Below are 22,104 nucleotides of genomic sequence, written 5' to 3' on the forward strand. Positions count from 1 at the left end.
GTGAATGTATATGAGTAAGTTGTCAAAGACGCCACAGGAATTGGCCAAGGAGCCTCAGGATGTTGCACTCAAAGAGCTTGAAACATCTCGGGACGGCTTGACCTCCGACGCGGCGGCTGAACGGCTTCGTGAATATGGGCCAAATGAAATTCAAAAGGGGAAAAAGGCATCACAGCTTCTGATGTTCCTCAAGAACTTCACTAGCCTGATGGCCATCTTACTGTGGGTCGGCGGGATTATCGCGATTGTTGCGGGGATGCCGGAACTCGGGATTGCTATCTGGTGCGTGAACCTGATTAACGGGGTCTTCAGCTTCTGGCAGGAATTCGCGGCCCAAAAAGCGACTGACTCGTTGATGAAGATGTTGCCAACCTACGTCCACGTGCGGCGTGACGGTAAGTTGGTCCAGATTGAGACCACCGAACTGGTGCCGGGCGATGTCTTTGCCCTGCAGGCCGGGGACGCGATTTCATCTGACGCGCTGCTTTTGGAAGCAAGTTCCATGCAGGTTGACCAATCAGCTCTGACCGGGGAATCTGTACCCGAAAGCAAGAGTGTGAAGTACGATCCAGGTGAAGGTCAGTTTGCCGAAAGCAACGTGATTTACGCCGGGACAACCGTTGGGGCTGGGACCGGCCTTGCCGTCGCACTGGCGACCGGGATGAACACCGAATTCGGGAAGATTGCTTCCCTGACTCAGGGGCAGACCAAAACGGATGGCCCACTGCAAAAGGAACTTAACCGCCTCACGCAGCAACTGTCCATCATTGCCATCGGTATCGGGATTGCGTTCTTCGTCCTAGCGGTGGCATTTGTCCACTACCCAATGGCCAAGGCGTTCATCTTCGCCTTGGGGATGATTGTGGCCTTCATTCCAGAAGGTTTGCTACCAACCGTAACGCTGTCCCTGGCGCAAGGGGTGCAGCGGATGGCCAAGAAGCACGCCCTGGTTAAGGAACTGTCTAGTGTTGAAACGCTGGGTGAAACCACGGTTATCTGCTCCGATAAAACCGGGACGCTGACGCAGAACCAGATGACTGTGAACCACATCTGGCTACCCCACAAGGAATACCGGGTTACCGGCCAAGGGTTTGTGGCTAACGGTGAAATCAGGTACCGCGGCCACAAAGCCAAGCTGGAAGAACACCCAGAACTAAAACTGTTGCTCCAAATCTCGGCGCTCGACAACGACACGCGTGTTCAGCAGAGCGATGACGGGACCACCAAGCTCCTCGGGACCCCAACCGAAGCCGCAATGATTATCATGGCGGAGAAGGCGGGGATTGACGCCGACGAATTGGTCAAGGAAATGGTGCGCGTGAAGGAACTGACCTTTGATTCCGACCGTAAGCGCATGACCACCATCAACAAGCTGCCCAACGGCGACCTGCGCATCTGCGTGAAGGGCTCACTTGGTGACATGCTCACCCAGTGTGATCGGATTCTCGACAAGAATGGTGTGCGCAAGCTGAACGATACCGATATTGATCGGGCAAGCCGTGCCGAAAGCGACTACGCTGAATCCGGGCTGCGGACACTGGCCGTTGCTTACCGCGACGTTCCAGCTGCCGAAGTTCCTGATTCACTGGATGACTGGGGCATCAAGGAAGTTGAACGTGATTTGATCCTGGTTGGGCAGGCCGCCATGGCTGACCCAGCCCGTCCCGAAATTTACGCTGCCGTTAAGGAATGTCACGATGCCAACATTCGCATCATCATGGTTACTGGTGACAGCCCAGTTGTTGCCCGCAACGTTGCGGCCCAGATTGGGATTGTTTCGAGTAACAAGGCCCGTGTCATTACCGGGACTGAATTGGCAGCGATGAGCGATGAAGATTTGAAGACGGCGTTCAAGGACGAGCTGATTTTTGCCCGCGTTGCGCCAGAACAGAAGTACAAGATTGTGTCCACGCTCCAGTCGATGGGTGAAATCGTTGCGTCTACCGGTGACGGTGTCAACGATGCACCTGCGCTGAAGAAGGCGGACATCGGCGTTGCCATGGGGGTTACCGGGACCGACGTTGCTAAGGACGCGGCCGACATGATTCTCACGGATGACAACTTTGCTTCCATCGTTGCGGCGATTGAAGAAGGCCGTGCCGTATACAGCAACATCCAGAAGTTCCTGATGTACATCCTGAACTCCAACGTTGGGGAAGCAATTCCGTCAGTCCTGTTCCTGTTCAGCCGTGGTTTGATTCCACTGCCACTAACAGTTATGCAGATTCTGACCATTGACCTCGGGACCGACATGCTGCCCGCACTGGGACTTGGTGCCGAACGCGCCGAACCGGGAATCATGCAGATGCCACCGCGTTCCCGTGATGAGCACATTCTGACCAAGAACGTACTCTGGCGGGCCTTTGCCTGGTACGGCATGATTGGTGCGGCTGTATCGACGGCTGGCTACTTCTTCGTCAACCACATGCACGGCTGGCCAGCAATTCCGCTGGCGGCAAGCGGCAGTGTCTACGTTCAGGCAACAACCATGACGCTCGCTGCGGTGGTCTTCACCCAGATGGCCAACGTCATGAACTGCCGGACCCGGACTGCTTCCGTCTTCTCCATTGGGATTTGGAAGAACTTCAAGATTAACGTCGGGATATTCTCCGAGTTCCTGTTGCTTCTGGCCCTCATGTACGTGCCAATTCTTCAGGATGTCTTCGAAACGGGTCCCCTGGGGCTGCCAGAATGGATCTTCCTCGTATGCATTCCAATTCCGGTCTTCCTGGTTGAAGAACTGCGCAAGAAGATTGACCGGCGATTAACGAAGAATAAGCGTGAAGCGGCGATTTAGGAACTAACCGGCGCGCTGCGTAGAACAATTGAATTTGGATAATAATTGAAGAGAAGGTGACTAGCGTAAGTTTGCTAGTCACCTTTTTTATTGCCGGAGTACTGAATGTTTATCAGTCGCGTCGGCTGCACTTCGTTTTCCAAGCGCAGGACGGCAATGAGGCTCACGACCATCAGTAGTATTGTCTCTGTATAATCGCCCGACGCGCTTGGTGTCGGGCGATTTGTGTGTCTGCTATCCGCATCTTGAGGTTGCATCACGGTGCCGACAAAATCATGGAAAAGGTCGTCGCTACCAGCCGATTATTAATTAAGGTGCTTAACAAATAACAAAAACTCGTTAACACTATGAATGAACCGAAATATGTAAATTGGTCCTATGCAATTAATGTTGTTGGTACAAATACCGATAAAACGGCGAATAACGTTATACATTTGCATGAAAAGGGTCGGTTCAAAACACAAAAAATTTTTTATGGTTTTGTGACAAAATAACACCCGACCGGTCTACGAAGTGTTGTTATCGGTGAAAGTTGTTCCGACAATTTTCAGAAGCTGTATATGGGCATTTTCAGGAAGTTTGCAAAGAAAATGCCAGTGTGGTCTAGTTATCTAATGATAATGTCGACGTTATCGTATCCCTATTAAGTCTCACTTTTAGCAGATAAAAAAACAACTGTCAGAAGATAAATGCTTGCTATGGCGGGATTTTACATGGTATAAAGTAGACAAGGTAATTCTGAGGGGGATTGCGAAATCGTTATTAATCGGCTTGATTGAACGTTAAGCTAGTTATCGATAATAGTTGGTTAATTGTGTGATAATAATTATCTGTATAGCCGGGGGAGGCTAGCAGGTGAAATAGGAAAACTCGGTCGCCATGAGTGTAGGTTAAATCTCTCCGAAAGGCAGGATTTGACATATGATTTATGGGACCATTAAGTGGTTTGATCTCAACCGCGGTATTGGCGTTATCACGACTGACGAAGGAACTGACGTGTTTATGCCATATTCTGCTGTTCTTAGTAACGGCCTACGTTATCCAGCGGAGGGACAAACAGTTGCCCTTGAGGTTGAACCAACAACACACAATTACATGAATGCAACGAACGGTTTGCGTGCGCGGTCAGTGGTGGCCGCAGAGCGCACAACCGGCCCTGAGGTATGGACAAAGGCCCAGGTCTTGGCAACGAGAGAGAATTTGTCTTTCGAGGAACAGGCTGGGTAATATTTAGCTGAATAAAAAAAGGGCTGAGACGGTGTCTCGGCCCTTTTTGCGTGCACGGTGAGTCTGTTTTACTTGCGGATGTAGTTGACGTACGCCCAGTAGATGGCCGCGACAATCGCCAGGAAGAGCGCGAGGTGAATGATCATGCCCAGAATCCCGACCACGAATGGTAGTAGGATGAGGGCGACGATGACGATGAGGGCGATGACGAGAATTTGCTTCAATTGTGGGTTCATTTTTTTCCTCCAGAGCCATTCAGCTCGATAATTGCTTTAGATAATAGTGTAGTATAAGCATAACACCACTGACAATTATTATTATGGGCCGTCGCGGGCCGGTGCGCATCGAGCGCATTACCGATTATTTCCTGCGACTTTCGCCCGAGGTGCATTTTGCCCGCAACATTGCTAGAATAGCTGAATTAAGGACAATATCTAACTTACGAATGAAGGATATATAACATGGACATGAAAAAACGACTCGACGCTTTTGCTGACGCGGTCATTGCGATTATTCTCACCATCATGGTTCTGGAGCTGCCGATTGAAACCGTGCATGGACAGTTCGATTACCTTGCGCTCGCGGAGGCCGTTGGGGTCTACGCCGTGAGCTTTTGTTTTGTCGCGAACATCTGGTACCAGCACGCCATCGCGATGGGCGAAGCGGAAACAATTAAGCGGGACACGATTATCTGGGATCTCGTGTTGCTGTTTTTGCTCAGCCTGGTGCCGGCGTCGACGCGTGCGATGACGATGATTGCCAGCAACTACACGGTTATGGTCTACGGGATTTTGTACCTGCTTGTCTCGATTGTTCTACGCGTAATCGTGCGGCACATTGTGCACGAAAAATACACGGAAAAAAGTGACATGGCCAAAATCTACGCGTCGATTTACGGCGACCACAACCTCGAAAGCTGGAGCCTCATTGCCGCCAACATCGTGCTCGCCTATTTCTTCCCGCGCGTGGCGATGGTCTTTTTCATCGTCATCACCGTGCGCTCGTTCTTCGCTAACTCGGGTGAACAATCCGAGCTCGAAGAAGCGGGGGCGATGACCGCAGATGGCCGGCAACACTTCATCGCCATGAGCCCACTGCAAAAGCGGACCTTCATGAATGCACTCCAGCGATACATGAAGCAGGAAGTCCACGACGCGGGTACCCTTGAGCTCGCCGGTGCCAACTGGGACAAGTTCGCCCAGCAGATGCAAAAGCAATTCGGTATTCAGCCGGCCGACCTGAAGAAGTGGCTTGAACAGCGCCGGTTTCGGGGCCATGGCGCGGGCGGCCACAATGGGCCGAGCGACCGGCAGAATCGCGGCGGCTACCACCAGCAATAGCGGCAGCTAAATGCACGTTTACCCGCTTGCAGAGGCGTGGCGCCGGGGTTCATAATTAGGGTTAATAATTTCAATTCAGTAGTAATAACGGGGGTAATGATATGGCGTACATAGAGGTTCGCAACGAGTTCAAACGTTACCAGATGGGCGAAACCGAGATTGTTGCCAACAACGATTTGAGTTTTGACGTGGAGCGCGGCCAACTGACCGTTATCCTCGGGCCTAGTGGTGCGGGGAAGTCCACCGTGCTCAACATTCTGGGCGGGATGGACAGCCCGACAAGCGGGCAAGTAATGGTGGACGGGGTGGATATCGCCCAGTTCAGCGAGCGGCAGCTGACCAGTTACCGGCGCACCGACGTCGGGTTTGTTTTCCAGTTCTACAACCTGATTCCGAACCTGACAACGCTCGAAAACGTCGAAATGGCAACCGCGCTGACGCCAGATGCGCTCGATCCAGCTGACACCCTGAAGGCCGTTGGGCTGGGCGACCGCCTGGATAATTTCCCGGCACAGCTTAGTGGTGGGGAGCAGCAGCGGGTCGCAATTGCCCGCGCGCTGGCCAAGAACCCGAAGCTGCTCCTGTGCGACGAACCGACCGGGGCACTGGATTACGAAACCGGTAAGGCTGTGCTGCGTCTGCTGGCAACTGCCAGTCACGAACGCAACGCAACGGTCATCATCATCACCCACAACGCCGAAATCGCGAAGATGGCCGACCGCGTCATCCACATCAACGACGCCCGCGTGCGGAGCGTCGAAGACAACGATAGTCCACTGCCTGTTGAACAGATTGAATGGTAGGTGGGCAGATGCAAAACAAAATTTTGAACCGCATGCTCGGCCGCACGATTAAGGATACCCGCGGCCGGTTCATTGCCATCACCCTCATCATCATGCTGGGCGTGATGATTTTCGTGGGCGTCAAGGGCATTGGTCCTGGCTACCGCGACACGGCGACGAGCGAACTGACGGCGGCGCACCTGCAGGATATCTCCGTCACCAGCACGGCCGGGTTGACCAGCGGCGACGTTGCCCGGGCCAAGAAGGTAGACGGAATCACCGTTAGCGCCAGCAAGAGTACTTTTGCCCTGGCCAGCAGCGACGATTCGGTTGTGAACGTGTTCGGCTACCGGAATAACCGGGGGCTAAACCGGTTGATGGTCCGCGATGGTCACTTGCCGCGTAAGGGTAACGAGATTGTCCTCGATGCGCGCGCCAAGGATTACGGCGGGTACCGACTGGGCGACACGTATCGGGTGAAAAAAACTAAGAACCTGAAGCGGCGGACCTACAAGATTGTGGGCTTTGCCGATTCACCGCTGTTCATCAATGATAACTATGACCGCGGTAACACGAATATTGGCAGTGGGACCGTGGCGTACTTTGCCTATGTTAAGCAGAGCAACATCAACATGGACGTCTACACCAGCCTCGCGCTGCGGCTGAACAAGCGGCCAGCCGGAGACACGTACGACGCCAGTTACAAGGCGGCGGTGGCGGCCAAGTTGAAGCAGGTCAAAAAGGCGTTCCGGGGTCGGGCCAGTGCGCGGCGCACCGAGCTGATTAACACCGCACTGAAGCCGGTAACGAAGCAGCAAAAGGAACTGGATGCGGCGAAGGCCAAGGTGGCGCTGGGTGAACAGTCCGTAATCAGGGCGACCCGCGGGCAGGTCACCACGACGCCGGAACTGACGGCACAGATTGCCAAGATTACGGCGGCCCAGGAAAAGGTTGATGCGGCCACGCAGAAAGTGCAGCGCGCCATCAGCAAGCCTGATTACAGCTACGGCAAGCGGGCCGATTTGGTCGGCTTCAGCGATTACGGGGCGTCGGCCGACCGCATTGCGGCCATCGGTGACGTGTTCCCCGTCTTCTTCTTCCTGATTGCGGCGCTCATCACGTTCACCACCATCAGCCGGATGATTTCGGAAGACCGGACGCAACTCGGCACGATGAAGGCACTGGGGTACTCCGGGCTGGCGATTGCCCGCAATTACTTCCTGTACGCACTGCTGGCGGCCATCATTGGGATTGTCTTCGGGGTCGTTATCGGCCAGCAGGGGCTGGTCCGGTTCGTGCTCGCCATCAGCAAGACCAACATTTTCACGGCGCAAGTTGTTTTGCCGCAGTGGGGTGACATTGCCTTAGCAGCCCTCATGTCACTGCTTGCGACGATCGGGGCGGTGGCGATTGTGACGCCGACGGAACTGCGCACCAAACCATCGGAGCTCATGTTGCCCAAGGCGCCGAAGAACGGCAAGAAAATTTTGCTGGAACGCATTACACCACTGTGGCAGCACCTTTCCTTTAACGCCAAGGTGTCACTCCGGAACCTCTTCCGGTTTAAGTCACGGATGTTCATGACCATCATCGGGATTGCCGGGGGTGCCGGTCTGATTCTGACCGGGTTCGGGATTCGCGATTCCATCCTGGGCACCGCGCCAACCCAGTTTGGACAGGTGCTTCACTACCAGACCATTGTGCGCATGGCACCGGACGAGAAGCCGGCCAAAGCCCTCGATATTTTGAATGACAACCGGCAATTCAAGCAGGGGCAATCGGCCACGAGCGACACGGTTGAACTGCAGACGCCGGATGATAGTTTGAGCAGTGTCAGCATGATTGTTCCGCAGCATGATACTGGCTTTAACAAGTACGTGAGCCTGAAAACTACTGCCGGTAAGCAAATTAGTTTGCCGAAGCGCGGCATGGTGGTTACCGAAAAGGCGGCGCAGGTGCTGAAGCTGGTCAAGGGCGACAAGGTGCGCGTGAAGGACAGTAACGGGCACAAGGAATATGTCCGCGTGACGGCCATCGTGCAGAACTACACCGGCCACTTTATCTACCTCAGCAAGTCCGCGTACAAGGCGGCCTGGGGCAAGAATGCACCGGCCAACAGTTTGTTGGTGCAGACCAAGACAATGAGCAAGAAGGCAGAACGCCGACTGGCACGCAAACTGCTGAAGGACGGCGGCGCAGTCAACACGACCTTCATGAGCGACTCGCTCAGCACGATTGACGACATGAGCAAGAGTTTGAACGCCGTTGTGGTGATCCTGATCGTTCTGTCGGGGATGCTTTCGTTCGTTGTTCTGTACAACCTGACCAACATTAACGTGTCGGAACGGATGCGCGAACTCTCCACGATTAAGGTGCTCGGTTTTTACGACGGCGAGGTGACGATGTACATCGTCCGCGAAAACATTGCCCTCACGCTCGTTGGTATTCTCTGCAGCTTCGGCGTTGGTCAGGTGCTGACACGGTTCATCCTGCAGCAAGCGGCCACCGACACGATGCTGTTCCCGGTTATTATCGGCTGGGGCGGCTACGTTGCGGCGACGGTACTGACGTTGCTGTTCACGGCCATCGTGATGTACGTGACGCACGTGCGGCTCAAGCGGGGCGACATGCTCGAGGCGCTGGCGGCACGGGAATAAGCAAAATAATTCATCGATTCACTGGATGCGTTGACCGGGAACTGACGGTTGACGCATCTTTTTTTGCGCCGCACGAGCAATTTAGATTTATTTCTAAATAGTGGTTGTATTCGGCGGTGGCAGAACCTATACTCTATTTAGAAATAATTCTAAACTATGGGGGTAACGGCGGATGGCGATGAGTGCAACGCTCAAGGCGATTTCCGATCCAATGCGGCGCTCGATTTTGGAGCTGTTAAAAAAGCAAGCACTGCCGGCGGGCGAAATTGCCCAGCACTATCCCGAGCTGACGCAGGCGACGGTCTCGTATCATCTGAAACTACTCAAGCAGGCGGGGCTGATTACGGAACGCCGTGAGAAGAATTTCATCTACTACGAGCTCAACGCGAGTGTGTTCGAAGAAGTGCTGACGTGGATTTATGGTTTAGGTTTAGGGGGAAAAGACGATGACGATTAAGCAACGGTTCAGATACGTTTTTTGGAGTTTGGTACTGATTTTGGCACCAATTTTGTACGGCATGTCGGTATACGACAAGCTGCCGGCGACCATGGCGATTCACTGGGGTGCGCAGAACCAGGCGAACGGCTTCGTGGCCAAGCCACTGGCCGTGTTCGGGCTGCCGCTCATCATGCTGATGTTCCAGGTAATCTTGATGAGTGTCACCTGGCTCAACAGCATGCGCAAGGGCGCGGCGCAGAAGTTCGAGAAGGTTAGCTTGTCGGTTTTGCCGGTGATTTCCCTTGTGATCTACATCGCAACCATCATGGCTAACCTGAACAAGAACGTGAACATCTGGGCCATTGCCATGACCATCGTTGCGTTCGTCTTCATTGCCATTGGTAACTACCTGCCAACGATTCCGGCCGAATACAACCGTGGGCCGCTGAAGCCGAACTGGCAGGCACACCCCGAAGCGTGGAAAAAGACGAGCCGGCAGATGGGCTTTGTCATGGTCGGCGGCGGGTTTGCCTGCTTGCTGAGCCTGCTCGCTGGTGCGATTGCCTCGGTGGTGGTCCTTGTTGTTGTCGTTGTTGCCGTATTGGTTGTTAGCTACCGCGGATTTGCGGCGGCGAAATAAGTCGGGAGTTTTCCGGCAACAATAAAATAGGAGGTGGTTAGCAGTCTTTGCTAATCACCTCCTATTTTTTAGTGCAATCGTCGCTGCGCCGCGTCTGGGCAATGGCACCTGACCGCAGCGGCGATTCGCGCGCATCTACGCCTTCACCAGGGTTACGACCTTGGCGTTGATGGCGTCGATGAAGTGCTGATCGTGTTCGGTGACCAGCATGGTTGGCTTAACGGTCTGGATCACCTGAATCAACTGGTCCTGGTTGAACACGTCCAGGTAGTTGAGTGGTTCGTCCCAGATGTAAAAGGCGGCCGCGGTGGCCATGCTGGCGGCGAGCTCAACCTTCTTCTGCTGACCGGCCGACATGTCCTCGATGGGCACGTTGAAGACGCTGCGCTCCACGCCGAGCTTGTGCAGGTTGTTGAGCAGGTCCTGGTAGTTGAGGTGGCGCGTCTCGGCGAATTGCGGCAGGAACCCCAGGTTGTCGGGGTAGAGCTGGCGCACCAGGGCGCGGCTGGCGGATTGGGCCAGGTCGATTTCACCCGTGATTTCACCGGCAAAGGGGGCAACGCTTTGACCAGTCACGGTGCCACTTTCTGCTGCCTGCGCCAAAATTGCCGCGATGAGAGAACTCTTGCCGACCCCGTTTGGCCCAACGAGTGCAACCCGCTCGCCGCGTTTGACCTCGAACGTGACGGGCTTAAAGAGCGGCACGCCCGCAAAACTGAGGGTGAGGTTGGTTGCGCGCAGGAGCACTTGGTGGTGGTCCGGCGTGTAGTCGAGGGCGAGGGGGTCGATGTGCTCCACGTTCTTGAGCAGCGCCTCCTTGCTCGTGATTTCCTTGTCCATGCGGTGCTCAAGGTTCTTGGCCTTTTGCATCACGCGGGCCGCCTGTGCACCGATTGCGCCCTTATCGCCGATGCTGCCGCTGCGGAACTTGTGGGCGTCACCCCACTTGTCACTTTCCGTGCTGGCGCTCCACGCACGCTTTTTGACCGCGGTCTGCTTGAGGCGGCCAATATCCTTCTTGAGCTGGGCCTGCTCGCTCGCCTCGGTCTGGTCGCGGCGCTGCTTGGCCTGTTCGTACGCGCCGAAGTTGCCCTGTGTCAGGACCAACTGCTGCTTTTCAATCGTCAGTGTGTGGTCCGTGGCGGCATCGAGGAAGTTCCGGTCGTGGGAAATGACGATGTAGCCTTGCTTCTTGCCGGCCAGATAAGTCGCGACCTGCTTGCGGCCGGCGCGGTCCAGGTGGTTAGTGGGCTCGTCGATGAGCGGGAATGAGTGGTCATCCGCAAACAACACGGCCAGCAGTAACTTGGTTTGTTCTCCGCCAGACAGCGTGGTAAATGGCCGATACAGGACGTCTTCACTCACGCCCAGCAGCGTCAGTTCGCGCTGCACCTGCCACAATTCCGCGTCGGTAATTGCCGCAACGACCTGCCAGGCATCAAGCTGCGCATCCGGGACTGCTTGCGGGAAGTAGGTGAACGTGACGGGCGCACTGATGGTGGTGTTGCTGTCGCCGCGCAGTTTGCCCTGCAGCAAGTTGAGCAGCGTAGTCTTACCGCGACCGTTGCGGCCCGTGAGCCCAAGGTGCCAGCTGGTGTCGAGCTGAATGGACTGCCGGGTGAAAATGTTATCTTGGCCGGGGTAGGCGAAGGAGAGGTTAGTAATAATAATATTCGACATAGATGAATGCCTCCGTTAATAAGCAAACGTCAGGCAGATTGGCACTCACTGGGGTCAAAACAATGCTGCTGGGGACGCAATCAGCGCAGTCAGTGCATAAAAATAGCCCCCGAAATAATCTCCGGGAGCTTGGCCCGCCAGAGAAGATTAAGCGAGTGCCAGAACTGCGCACTACCCCCTAAAGGTGATAGTGACGTAAAGTTCGGGCAACTAGCTTAAATCTTCAATGGACGTGACCTCCGATGTTTTTGATAGTTAATTAATACCATGCACGCAAAACCGTGTCAACCGCGTGCCGGCATTTGCGCCGTTTTTGTCCGCGTGCACGGCCGGTTGCCGGTGGTATCATGATTGTAGAAATGGGGGCATTTTCTATGGCGCAAAGCACAATTCCAGATCATATTCGGGTCCGCGGGGCGCGGGTACATAATTTGCGGAACATTAACGTGGATATTCCGCTACACAAGCTGGTGGCCATCACCGGGCGGTCCGGCTCGGGCAAGTCGTCACTGGCGATGGGCGTTCTCTACGCGGAGGGCATGCGGCGGTACGTGAACGCGCTGTCGACCTATACTAGGCGGCGGCTCGGCCAGACCGGCAAACCGGACGTGGACGAAATTGAACACATTCCGAGCGCCATCGCGTTGCGGCAGCGGCCGGTGGTCCCCGGGGTGCGCTCGACGGTGGGGACCAGCACCGAGGCTTTGAACGTCATCCGGCTGGCCTTCTCCCGTCTGGGGTCACCGCGCTGTCCGAATGGGCACCAGGTGCCACCGACGCTGGCGATTGCCCGCGCGATGGATTTGCCGAACAAACCGGGCAGTGGAATGGGCGAAATTGTGTGCCCAGTTTGCGGCGTGAAGTTCATGGCGTTTGCCGCTGAGGACTTCGCGTTCAACTCAACCGGTGCCTGCCCAACGTGCAACGGGACGGGCAGTGCCCAGACCCTCGCCGAAGACCGACTGATTCCGGATCCCAGCAAGACGATTCGCGACGGCGCGGTGGCCTCGTGGCGGCTGCCGGGGCGCAACTTCATGTACATTGTGGCCCAGCAAATTGGCATCGACATCGACACGCCGTTTGCAGATCTCCCCAAGGAGCAGCAGGAAATGGTGTGGAACGGGCCCCGCAAGAAGTACGCCATCAATATTCCGAGCAAGTCCGGCAAAATTTTCCATATGGACAACGCCGTCTTCGAGAACGCGCACGCGGCTGTGACCGACAGTATGGCCACCACGACCAACGAGCGGGCCATCGCGCGGCTGAATAAGTTCTACCGCTTCGGCACCTGCCCGACTTGCCACGGCACGCGCTTCAAGCCGGCACTGCTCAGCCAGCAGGTGTCCGGCAAGAACATCGCCGAAGTGAGTGACATGACGCTCACCGAACTGAGTGCGTTCATTCCGCAAATCTACGCGTGGCTGCCAGCAGACATGCAGGCACTTGCGCACGATATCTTAAGTGAGCTGGACCAGATTCTCCGGCCCCTGCTGGAACTAGGACTGGGCTACCTCACCTTGGCCCGGGCCGGGGGCAGCTTGTCCACCGGTGAACTTCAGCGCATTCAGCTCAGCCGCACCCTGCGCACGAAAACCACGGGGGTGCTGTACGTGCTGGATGAGCCGTCAATTGGCCTGCATCCAGCCAACGTGCAGGGACTGATTGACGTGATGCGGGGACTCGTGGCCCAGGGGAACTCCGTCATCGTGGTCGACCACGACACGGCCATCATCGAGGCGGCCGATTACGTCCTGGAGATTGGTCCGGACGCCGGGATTCGCGGCGGACAGGTGGTCGATGCGGGGACACCCGCGGAGATTGCCACGCAGTCAACCAGCCTGATCGCGCCATTTTTAAACGGGACGACCAAGTTGCGGGTGCGCCCACAAGCTAGTGCGTCCGCGCTGGCGACGGCCAAGCATTACGGGGTGGCGGTTAGTGACCGGTACAACCTGCACGACCTGGATGTTCAGCTGCCGGTACGCGCATTTTCCGTAATTTCCGGATTCTCCGGTGCGGGCAAATCCACGCTTGTGTTCGACGCGCTCGTGCCAGCGCTGACGGCGACCAAGAAGAACCCGGCGCCGCAGTTCGTTACGGGCGTGCGCCGCGGAACACTGCGCAAGGTGGTGGCAATTGACGCGTCGCCAGTGGGCAAGAATGTCCGCTCGACCGTGGCCACGTACACCGACATCCTGGACCACTTGCGCGCGCTGTTTGCCGCGCAGCCGGAAGCTAAGGCGCGGAATTTCACCGCCAGCCACTTCTCCTACAATGTGGCGGCGGGTGCCTGCCCCACCTGCAACGGCACGGGGCAAATCAGCCTCGATATTCAGTACCTGCCCGATATGCAGCAAACCTGTCCTGATTGCGGCGGGCGGCGTTACAAGCAGGAGGTGCTGGCGGTTTCTTGGCATGGATATTCCATCGCCGACCTGCTGGACATGTCCGTCGATGCGGCGCTCCCGATTTTCGCCGCCACTGATCAAACTAGCATCACGGCGACGCTGCAGACCCTGCACGACATGGGCTTAGGCTATTTGCACCTTGGCGAAAGCACGCCGGCCCTGTCTGGTGGGGAGGCGCAGCGCCTCAAGCTCACGTCGCACATGGGCAAACGCCAAAGTGGCACCCTGTTTGTTTTCGATGAACCATCTGTTGGTCTGCACCCACTTGACGTGCAGGTGCTGCTACAGGTGTTCCAGCAATTGATTGATCAAGGCGGGACGGTGCTTGCCATCGAGCACGACCTCGACGTGATTGCGAACGCGGATTACATCGTGGACATGGGCCCGGGTGGCGGCAGCGAGGGCGGCCAGATTGTGACTGCGGGCACGCCCGAAGAGGTTGCGGCAAGCACGGCGGGGCACACCAGTGGTTTTTTGCGCGCCCACCTGCGCAAGTTCGCACCTGCCAATCAGTAATGTGTGGAGTGAGGGCCACGGCATGTGCTAAGATTAGCAAAGAATGCACGGGAAAGAAGCGAAAATATGGGTAAGAAACGGTCGACATGGCTAATAATCTGCGGGATTCTGTTAGTGGGCGCAAACCTGCGCCTACCAATTACGATGATCCCACCACTCATGTCCAGCCTTGAAAGCCAAATCGGGTTGCCGGCATCGTTATCGGGTATGCTGACGACCATTCCGCTGCTAATGTTTGCGCTAGTCTCCCCGATTATCGGGCGGCTGGGTAGCCGGCGTGGCAACGAAGGGGTGCTGCTAATTGCCCTGGTTGTGCTGGCGGCAGGTAGCTACCTGCGCGTTGTGCCCCACGTATGGGCGCTGCTGCTGGGTACCTGTGGCATCGGCATTGGCATTGCGGGGGGCAACGTGCTTCTGCCCGCAATCATCAAGGACCAGTTCCCGACCAGTGTTGCGGCCAAGACCACGCTGTACACAACCGCGATGGCGCTCGTGGCGTCATTTGGGACGGCCACGTCTGGGGTGATTGCCAAAAACACGTCGTTGACCTGGGCCCTAGCCAGCCTGTCACTCGTCGGCCTGGTTGGCCTGATTGTCTGGGTGCTCGCACTGCCGCAGATGCGCAAGGTGCAGGAGCCGACCGCAGAACATGGACAACCGCAGCGGTCAATGTGGCGCACCCCCAAGGCCTGGATTGTCCTGATCTACTTTGGGCTGCAGTCGATTGCGTACTACTCGCTGGTGACGTGGTTGCCGACGCTCTGGCACGCAGCCGGGTTTTCGCAGGTGGTCGCCGGCAATCTGGCGACGGTCTTTCAGCTCAGCGGGTTGCCGTTATCGATGACGGTGCCGCTGATTGCGGAGCGCAAGTGGGGACTGACGGCCATCAACATGTTTGGTGGCGGCGGGTTCCTCATCGGCGCACTTGGGTTACTTCTGGGCAGCACGAACTTAGTCTTCAACGTGGTGCTGGCCGCGCTAATGGGTGCGGCTTCCGGTGCGGCCTTTAGTATCTGCATTGTGTTCTTCCAGAAACGCACGGACAGCGCCGCCGATACGGCACGCCTGTCGGGGATGGCCCAGTCCGGCGGGTACGTGGTTGCCGCCGTTGGTCCAGTGGCGTTCGGGCTCATCAGTAGCGCGCTGAACTCGTGGACGCCGGTCATCTGGCTACTCATTGTCATCACGGCATTGATGTTCAGCTGCGGGGTGGCCATCATCAAGAGCCGGTCGGTGTTTGACTAACTGAAATAGGATTCGGGTCGCGACAAATTTTGTCGTTCCCCGAATCCTATTTGTTTGCTATTAGTCTCGCGGCGCAATTAGAGAATCTTGTCCAGGTACTGAAGCACACCCTGGTCCTCATTGCTACCGGTGGTCGTGTTCGCTACGGCCAATACGTCTGGCTGGGCGTTGGCCATTGCCACGCCATCGCCGACCTCCCGCAGCATTTCCAGGTCGTTACCGCCATCACCGAATGCAACCATCTCGGCCAAATCAACGCCCAGAATCTGACCCAACTCCTTCAGGCCAGCTGCCTTATTCAGGCCCGGCTGGATGATGTCAATATCGCCGTGGCCGCTGCTGGTGACATCGGCGAGGCCGGATAGCGCACTGCGCAAGTGCTCGACAATCGCATCCGTGCGCGCCGGCGGGCAGGAGATGGCGAACTTCAAAATCCGGTCGTCAATGTCCGCAAAATCATCAATCACCCGCAGCTCGTGGTAGTAATTGCGCATGGTTTGCACGTGCGTCGGGTCGGTGGTTGTGAGCGCGTAGGCATTCGCCTGGCCGCACACCAGTAACTTGATGTCGTCAATCTGGTTGAGGACGGTGAGGATGTCGGCAGTAGCGGCGTCTTTAAAGGAGCTGACGGCGTATACGTGGTCGCGGCTGCGGATGTACGCCCCGTTTTCGGCGACGTAAATCACGTCCGGATACTTGGTGAAGAACGACTGCAGCTGGAAATACTGGTTCCCGCTGGCACAAACAAACTGGATGTTTTGGGCCTGCATGCGCTTCATTAACTCGGCAAATTTGGCCTCGTCGTAGGTCATGTCATCGCGCAAGAATGAGCCGTCCATTTCTGTTGCAATTAATTTGATCATTATTTATCCTCCTCAGCTAACTATCGCTTGGCGTCCCAATACTTGGCCGCTTCTGCATCCCAATAAATTTCGTCCGCCTCGGTGATGGGCCGAATGGGGGTGGCGGGCACACCGGCAGCGAGCACGCCGGACGGAATGTCCTTGGTCACCACGGACCCGGCACCAATCACGACGTTATCGCCGATGGTCACGCCGGGGCAAATCGTCACGCTCCCGCCAATCCAGACGTCGTCACCAATTGTAATCGGGTGGCCGTACTCGAGCCCATCGCGGCGCACCGTGGCACTTAGTGGGTGTCCCGCCGTGTAGAGGCTGGTGCGCGGCCCGATCATCACGTTGTCGCCAATTGAAATTGGGGCCACGTCGAGAAAAATGCTGTCGTAGTTGGCGTAAAAGTTTTTGCCCAGGTGCACGTTTACCCCGTAATCCATGCGGGTTGGGGCCTCAATGTGCGCATCAGTTGCGGGCACGTTTAGCAGTTGTGCCAGTAACTTAGCCCGGTTATTATCATCCTCGGGTGCCGTTCGGTTGTACAGGAACAGTAATTGTTGCGCATGCTTGTGCATCGTGACCAGCTGCGGATCATCCGCGCGGTAAAGCTGGCCGTGCAACATGCGGTTTTTGTCTATACTCATGGTTAATCTCCTTCTGAAGCAATACATCCATTCTAGCATGTACTCGCTTTCACAAAGGGACATTTTTGAAAGCAAATGGCGTCAAAAATAAAAGAGAGCCACATAATTGTGAAGCGCTTCTTCGCTTTACTTGGTCAGGAGACATTTGATTTATAACATAGGTGTTTGGACATTGGTAATTACAACTAAAGTTTGGGAGCTAAAATTAACACATCAACGTATTGGCAAATGATCAGATTATATAAAATGCCCAATGGATTGTTTTTTACATTACATGGTATATAATGACGGAGTTGGGTAATTATAATACTTGGAGGCAAAAGTGAATGAAAATCAGGAAATTGCTTGTAGCGTTTTCAACCATGCTATTGTTGGGCAGTGTAATAGCTGAGCTCATTAGCATCGTAGCCTAAAGGTGGTGATGTCATTTATGGTAACAAAGATATTTAACGTCATCTTTGCTGCTTTAATTGTGGGTGGCATGGTTTTTCTGTTCTTTTGGGGAATTAGTGATGTGCCGGATACTCAGTCTGGAATAATTCGTATACTAGCAGCTGTTTTTTGCGCATGGGTTTATGCAAAAAGACATAAAAGTTAGCCCCAATTAAATGTTTAAGCCAGGGTGTTTAAGCACGCATCGTTCACTGATTTAATAATATTAGACTCAAACCGCTGCACCGGACTTGGCAGTGAAGGCTTAGTACGCAGCAAATGCAAACAAAGGGAGCACACTGTAGTGCTCCCTTTGTTGCGTATATTAAGACTAGGGGCTGTTGCACTCCCAATCATTTAACCGCTGATATCCGGCAAAAAGCTCAACAATTACACAACTAAGAATAGATGCGTTGGGCTAGACAAAAGCTAGAGAAATCTGTGTACGAGAAGCCAAGAGGTGCTTCGTTACAGGCACGATGCGTCCACCCGGTGGTAGCGGGCAAACGCGTGGCGGTAATCACTTGGCGTCATGTGTTTCCAGTCCTTGAAGTTGCGGACGAACGTCTTGTCGCTGGAAAAGCCGCACGCGCTGGCGATGGATTCGAGTGTGTTGTCGGATTCGAGCAGCATCCGCCGCGCGTTGAGCAGACGGACGAAGCGAATGTATTTGTTCACGGGCATCTGCACGTTCGCGTTGAACTGCTGGTTGAGCGTCGTGAGCGAAACGTGGAAGATGCGTGCTAGTTCGCTGCCGCTTAGTGGGCGGTCGAATTCCTGGTTAATTGTGGTCATGACCGCATTGATGAGGCGCGGATTCGGATTGATGTCCTCACTGGCCATGGGGGTGGCGAAGTTTTCACCAAGAGCGACCAGCAGCGCGTAAAAATGACTGAGCACCTGCAAACGGCCGGTTGCGGTCAGGGCGTGCTGCAGCAGATGGTGAATCGCGAGGCCGTGTTCACGAATCTCGGCGTAGGCCTGGGGGATGACCATCCCGGACTGCTTACCCTCGAGGCTGAGGTGCCAGTTCATGCTTTCGGGCAGGCGTGACACCAGGAATTTGTCATCAATGATGAAGCCAAATTCCTGCCAGTCGAGGTTAGAATCACCGGTTGCGCTGTGGACGTCGCGGCGGTTGACGGCCCAGATGTCACCGGGGTGGTATTCCTTGGTGTGCCCGTTCGTCACGAATTTGAGCGCCCCACCGTCGACCAGGAAGTTGAGTTCGATGCCCTGGTGCCAGTGTGGGGCGACGTTGATATCTGTTAGTGGATCATGTGCAAAGTACTTGAATGGCAGTCCAGTTGCCTGCTCCACCTGTTCGTATTGGCCTATCATAAGTTGAAAGTGCCTCCGTAATTAGTAATCTTCCAAATTCTAACACGGAATCGGACAATTTGTTTTGTTTTCTTCTATATTATGGTAAGTGTTTGGTCAAAAAAAGACTCTGCGCCAAAGCGCAAAGCCTTTTTTGAACCTTAGATTAACGAATTACCGCGCGCAGTTCGTTGATGAAGTCGATTGGGTGACGAGTTGGACGGGAAACGTATTTGATGTTGAGCAGGTCGCCGGTGGACAGGTTGTGGGAAATGGAGTTCTTCCCGTAAGTCCCGGTCCCAAGGGTCAGGGATGGGGTGAGGCCGTTGAAGAGGCCTCCAATCCCACCAAGAGAACCTGGGGTGTTAATCAGGATGCGGCAAGCAGGCATTTCGTGGCCGAAGCGGTCAACGATGTCGTTGTCCTGCGTGTGCAGAACCGCCGTGTGCCCAAGGCCGCCGTAGTTTAGCAGGCCAAGGCAGATGGAAAATGCTGCGTCGGTCGTGTTCGCAACGTACATGGACAATGTTGGGCTGAGCTTTTCACCAGAGAATGGGAAGTTCGTGCCGATACCATCGAGCTTGCCGATGAGAAGCTTGGTGCCAGCAGGAACCTTGATGCCGGCAAGTTCAGCAATCTTTTCGGCAGTCTGTCCAGCAACAGGGCCACGGACGGTGTGCCGCTGGGGGTCGATAACGGCGTCGGACAGCTTCTGCAGGTCCTCTTCCGGTACGAAGTAGGCACCCTGCTTGGTGAATTCAGCCTTAACGTCGGCCAGAATGTCGCGGTCAACGACGATACTGTTTTCACTGGCACAAATCATCCCGTTGTCGAACGTCTTGGAGAGCATGATGTCGGTAACGGCAGACTTCACGTTTGCGGTCTTTTCGATGTAGGCTGGGGCGTTACCAGGGCCAACACCAAGTGCGGGCTTTCCGGTGGAGTAAGCGGCCTTCACGAGGCCAGGGCCACCAGTTGCCAGCACGATGTTGACGCCGGGGTGCTGCAGCAGAGCGTTCGAAGCTTCGATGCTAGGCTTTGAGATCCACTGAACGAGATCTGCAGGAGCACCGGCATCAACGGCTGCTTGCGCCATGAGCCGCGCGGTTGCAACCCCACACTGCAAGGCCTGTGGGTGCAAACTGAAGATGATGGCGTTCCGGGTCTTCAAGGCCAGCAGAATCTTGAAGATAACGGTGGACGTTGGGTTGGTTACTGGGGTGACCCCAGCGATGATGCCCAGTGGTTCCGCAATCTTTTCAATCTTCTTCTTTTCGTCAACTTCAATGGTGCCGACGGTCTTGTCGTCCTTAATCTGCTTCCAGATGTACTGGGCAGCGTAGATGTTCTTGATGGTCTTGTCTTCAGCGTTCCCGCGACCAGTTTCCTTGTAAGCCAAGGTTGCTAGTTCTTTGGCGTGAGCAGCTGCGGCTGTTACCATCGCCTGACAGATTGCGTCGACCTGTTCCTGGGTGTACTTCTGGTAAGCATCGAAGGCAAGTTGCGCCTTTGCAACAAGTTCATTGACCTGTGCTTCAGCGGCAGAGGTTTTTGGTTCCAGAGTGGCTGTATCTGGCATTGTTATCTCCCTTTTCCGATTCAATCTACTGTTTACAAACACATAATAAAGCTTAAACGTCGGCGTGTAAATAGCCGCAAACCGCGCGAGAACAACGTTTGTGGCGTGTTTCAACAACAAGTTCTCAAACTTGTTAGCGATTACGTTTCAAGCGTTTAGCGGCTATTGTTCGGAAAACTGTTATAATTTGCACCCGCTGTTTCGTCAATAATGGTACAGAAAATTGTTTTAGGTGAAACAGCTGCTTCACCGTTTGCCCCGGCGCCGGCGGTAGGTTAAACTGAATCTAGTTACTATTAAGAAGGAAGCGCCCCGGAGGTTAAAAATTTGCGTAAACGAATTTTCTATTTTGCCAGTCTCATCCTGATTATGTTCCTGGCAGCGTGCGGTCAAACCAAGCAGCAGGCAACCAGGAGCGACGGGCTCAAGGTTGTCACGAGCCTGCGCGTTTACCAGGAAGCGGCCCAGGCGGTGCTCGGTAAGTACGGCCACGCCACGGCCATCATCGATAACGCCAACATAGACCCGCATGACTTCGAGGCCACAACGGCGACGGGCAAACTTGTCGCTGGCGCCGACGTGGTCATTAATAATGGCCTCGGTTATGACGACTGGCTGACAAAACTGACGGATTCTGGCAACCCCAAAGCAACACAGATTAAGGTGGCAGAGGACGTTATGCACCTGAAGGACGGCGACAATGAGCACGTCTTCTACGACCCGCAGATGATGCCCAAGCTCGCAACCAAACTCGCTGGTCAGTTCGGCAAGCAGGATCCAACAAACGCGGCGGCCTACAAACGTAACGCGCAAAAGTACGTTAAGCAGCTGGCACCACTAGAAGCGTTGCTGAAGAAGTTGCGGAATACGGGTAACCAGAAGTACGCCGCATCGTCCGAGCCCGTGTTTGACTACGGGTTGCAGGCCGCGGGTTACACACTGATTGACAAGGATTTCGCCAAGAGCATTGAAGATGGCACCGACCCGACGCCAAAAGCGCTGACCACGCTGCGCAGTGATTTGCGGTCGGGCAAGATTAGCGTGTTCGTGAATAACGAGCAGTCCGATAGCCCGATTGTGCAGCAGGTGGTCGCAACGGCCAAGAAGGCGGGGGTCAAGGTGGTCAATGTGCGCGAGACGCAGCCGAACCACAAGACCTACCTTGAGTGGATGCTTAGCAACTACCGGCAGTTGCAGTAATCAGCAGGACGCCCGCAGAGCAGTTTGCGTTTTGCAAAGGCGCCCGGCCCCGAGTGCGACTGGATGACGCCAAGCCGGAGATTTGCTGCCCGGCGAGCCATGAGTCAACGCCCGAATGGTGGTTTTTACGCTAATGACACAGGACATATTTTTAAATAGGCGCAGAATTCCGATTTTTGCGCCTATTTAAAAATATGTCCTGTCTCAAATGTGCGAAAACCCCATTTTTGCGTTGTGGGTTAACCCAAATCGCCGATGTGTTGACACTTTTACCAAATGTATGCGGAATCAATTTTTGCAGGCATTCTAACGCCAATTCATATCTGGTAATATATGACTATATG

16 protein-coding genes are annotated in these 22,104 nt (G+C 55.1%); 10 read left to right on the forward strand and 6 right to left on the reverse strand.

Translation table 11 applies throughout. The features are described from left to right. Positions 1–10: 10 nt before the first annotated feature. A complete protein-coding gene (locus EKN00_RS05100; protein WP_127849073.1) occupies positions 11–2,797 on the forward strand; it encodes a cation-translocating P-type ATPase in 2,787 nt (928 codons plus the stop codon). Between the two features lie 921 nt (positions 2,798–3,718). Then, the gene (locus tag EKN00_RS05105) at positions 3,719–4,024 is read left to right on the forward strand and encodes a cold-shock protein (protein ID WP_127849074.1); all 306 of its coding nucleotides are present in this window, start codon (positions 3,719–3,721) and stop codon (positions 4,022–4,024) included. 68 nt (positions 4,025–4,092) lie between these two features. Here the strand turns inward: EKN00_RS05105 and EKN00_RS10810 are convergent, their stop codons facing one another. Further along, on the reverse strand, positions 4,093–4,260 hold the full coding sequence (locus EKN00_RS10810; RefSeq protein WP_164848028.1) for a hypothetical protein: 168 nt from the start codon (positions 4,258–4,260) through the stop codon (positions 4,093–4,095). 225 nt (positions 4,261–4,485) lie between these two features. Here EKN00_RS10810 and EKN00_RS05110 point away from each other — a divergent pair, with 225 nt between their 5' ends. The 5 genes from EKN00_RS05110 to EKN00_RS05130 all read left to right on the forward strand — a co-directional run bounded on the left by EKN00_RS05110 (position 4,486) and on the right by EKN00_RS05130 (position 9,882). Further along, positions 4,486–5,364, forward strand: coding sequence for a TMEM175 family protein (locus tag EKN00_RS05110; RefSeq protein ID WP_127849075.1), 879 nt, complete (start codon positions 4,486–4,488; stop codon positions 5,362–5,364). A 101-nt stretch (positions 5,365–5,465) separates the two neighbouring features. Then, positions 5,466–6,167, forward strand: a complete 702-nt coding sequence (locus EKN00_RS05115) for an ABC transporter ATP-binding protein (protein WP_127849076.1) — start codon at positions 5,466–5,468, stop codon at positions 6,165–6,167. Positions 6,168–6,175: 8 nt separating this feature from the next. Then, on the forward strand, positions 6,176–8,803 hold the full coding sequence (locus tag EKN00_RS05120; RefSeq protein WP_164848029.1) for an ABC transporter permease: 2,628 nt from the start codon (positions 6,176–6,178) through the stop codon (positions 8,801–8,803). A 172-nt stretch (positions 8,804–8,975) separates the two neighbouring features. Further along, complete coding sequence (locus tag EKN00_RS05125) at positions 8,976–9,260, forward strand: autorepressor SdpR family transcription factor (RefSeq protein WP_127849078.1); 285 nt, start codon at positions 8,976–8,978, stop codon at positions 9,258–9,260. Continuing rightward, positions 9,250–9,882 (forward strand): DUF1648 domain-containing protein, encoded by a 633-nt coding sequence (locus EKN00_RS05130; RefSeq protein ID WP_127849079.1) that lies wholly within the window; start codon positions 9,250–9,252, stop codon positions 9,880–9,882. The genes EKN00_RS05125 and EKN00_RS05130 overlap by 11 nt, the downstream gene beginning before the upstream one ends. 135 nt (positions 9,883–10,017) lie before the next feature. On the opposite strand, the gene abc-f is transcribed toward EKN00_RS05130, so the two are convergent. Next, positions 10,018–11,562, reverse strand: coding sequence for a ribosomal protection-like ABC-F family protein (abc-f, locus tag EKN00_RS05135; protein ID WP_127849080.1), 1,545 nt, complete (start codon positions 11,560–11,562; stop codon positions 10,018–10,020). Between the two features lie 374 nt (positions 11,563–11,936). Between abc-f and EKN00_RS05140 the strand changes: the two genes are divergently transcribed. Together EKN00_RS05140 and EKN00_RS05145 are read left to right on the forward strand one after the other, a co-directional pair. Then, complete coding sequence (locus tag EKN00_RS05140; RefSeq protein WP_127849081.1) at positions 11,937–14,486, forward strand: excinuclease ABC subunit UvrA; 2,550 nt, start codon at positions 11,937–11,939, stop codon at positions 14,484–14,486. A gap of 66 nt (positions 14,487–14,552) precedes the next feature. After that, complete coding sequence (locus EKN00_RS05145) at positions 14,553–15,731, forward strand: MFS transporter (RefSeq protein ID WP_127849082.1); 1,179 nt, start codon at positions 14,553–14,555, stop codon at positions 15,729–15,731. 77 nt (positions 15,732–15,808) lie between these two features. Here the strand turns inward: EKN00_RS05145 and EKN00_RS05150 are convergent, their stop codons facing one another. The 4 genes from EKN00_RS05150 to EKN00_RS05165 form a co-directional block, all read right to left on the reverse strand. Next, positions 15,809–16,594 (reverse strand): Cof-type HAD-IIB family hydrolase, encoded by a 786-nt coding sequence (locus EKN00_RS05150; protein ID WP_127849083.1) that lies wholly within the window; start codon positions 16,592–16,594, stop codon positions 15,809–15,811. A 20-nt stretch (positions 16,595–16,614) separates the two neighbouring features. Continuing rightward, positions 16,615–17,229: a sugar O-acetyltransferase gene (locus EKN00_RS05155; protein ID WP_127849084.1), complete on the reverse strand. Its 615-nt coding sequence runs from the start codon at positions 17,227–17,229 to the stop codon at positions 16,615–16,617. Between the two features lie 900 nt (positions 17,230–18,129). Then, the gene (locus EKN00_RS05160) at positions 18,130–19,002 is read right to left on the reverse strand and encodes an AraC family transcriptional regulator (RefSeq protein ID WP_127849085.1); all 873 of its coding nucleotides are present in this window, start codon (positions 19,000–19,002) and stop codon (positions 18,130–18,132) included. Positions 19,003–19,147: 145 nt separating this feature from the next. Then, complete coding sequence (locus tag EKN00_RS05165) at positions 19,148–20,560, reverse strand: aldehyde dehydrogenase family protein (RefSeq protein WP_127849086.1); 1,413 nt, start codon at positions 20,558–20,560, stop codon at positions 19,148–19,150. A gap of 327 nt (positions 20,561–20,887) precedes the next feature. Between EKN00_RS05165 and EKN00_RS05170 the strand changes: the two genes are divergently transcribed. Next, complete coding sequence (locus tag EKN00_RS05170) at positions 20,888–21,760, forward strand: metal ABC transporter solute-binding protein, Zn/Mn family (protein WP_127849087.1); 873 nt, start codon at positions 20,888–20,890, stop codon at positions 21,758–21,760. Positions 21,761–22,104 lie beyond the last annotated feature (344 nt).

Source organism: Lacticaseibacillus hulanensis (genome assembly GCF_004010095.1).
In the GTDB taxonomy this organism is placed as follows: Bacteria; Bacillota; Bacilli; order Lactobacillales; family Lactobacillaceae; genus Lacticaseibacillus; species Lacticaseibacillus hulanensis.

What these genes read in the sequence shown, in the direction of transcription:
- EKN00_RS05100 (WP_127849073.1), top strand. Translation starts at nt 11, where the DNA reads ATGAGTAAGTTGTCAAAGACGCCACAGGAATTGGCCAAGGAGCCTCAG.
- EKN00_RS05105 (WP_127849074.1), top strand. Translation starts at nt 3,719, where the DNA reads ATGATTTATGGGACCATTAAGTGGTTTGATCTCAACCGCGGTATTGGC.
- EKN00_RS10810 (WP_164848028.1), bottom strand. Translation starts at nt 4,260, where the DNA reads ATGAACCCACAATTGAAGCAAATTCTCGTCATCGCCCTCATCGTCATC.
- EKN00_RS05110 (WP_127849075.1), top strand. Translation starts at nt 4,486, where the DNA reads ATGGACATGAAAAAACGACTCGACGCTTTTGCTGACGCGGTCATTGCG.
- EKN00_RS05115 (WP_127849076.1), top strand. Translation starts at nt 5,466, where the DNA reads ATGGCGTACATAGAGGTTCGCAACGAGTTCAAACGTTACCAGATGGGC.
- EKN00_RS05120 (WP_164848029.1), top strand. Translation starts at nt 6,176, where the DNA reads ATGCAAAACAAAATTTTGAACCGCATGCTCGGCCGCACGATTAAGGAT.
- EKN00_RS05125 (WP_127849078.1), top strand. Translation starts at nt 8,976, where the DNA reads ATGGCGATGAGTGCAACGCTCAAGGCGATTTCCGATCCAATGCGGCGC.
- EKN00_RS05130 (WP_127849079.1), top strand. Translation starts at nt 9,250, where the DNA reads ATGACGATTAAGCAACGGTTCAGATACGTTTTTTGGAGTTTGGTACTG.
- abc-f (WP_127849080.1), bottom strand. Translation starts at nt 11,562, where the DNA reads ATGTCGAATATTATTATTACTAACCTCTCCTTCGCCTACCCCGGCCAA.
- EKN00_RS05140 (WP_127849081.1), top strand. Translation starts at nt 11,937, where the DNA reads ATGGCGCAAAGCACAATTCCAGATCATATTCGGGTCCGCGGGGCGCGG.
- EKN00_RS05145 (WP_127849082.1), top strand. Translation starts at nt 14,553, where the DNA reads ATGGGTAAGAAACGGTCGACATGGCTAATAATCTGCGGGATTCTGTTA.
- EKN00_RS05150 (WP_127849083.1), bottom strand. Translation starts at nt 16,594, where the DNA reads ATGATCAAATTAATTGCAACAGAAATGGACGGCTCATTCTTGCGCGAT.
- EKN00_RS05155 (WP_127849084.1), bottom strand. Translation starts at nt 17,229, where the DNA reads ATGAGTATAGACAAAAACCGCATGTTGCACGGCCAGCTTTACCGCGCG.
- EKN00_RS05160 (WP_127849085.1), bottom strand. Translation starts at nt 19,002, where the DNA reads ATGATAGGCCAATACGAACAGGTGGAGCAGGCAACTGGACTGCCATTC.
- EKN00_RS05165 (WP_127849086.1), bottom strand. Translation starts at nt 20,560, where the DNA reads ATGCCAGATACAGCCACTCTGGAACCAAAAACCTCTGCCGCTGAAGCA.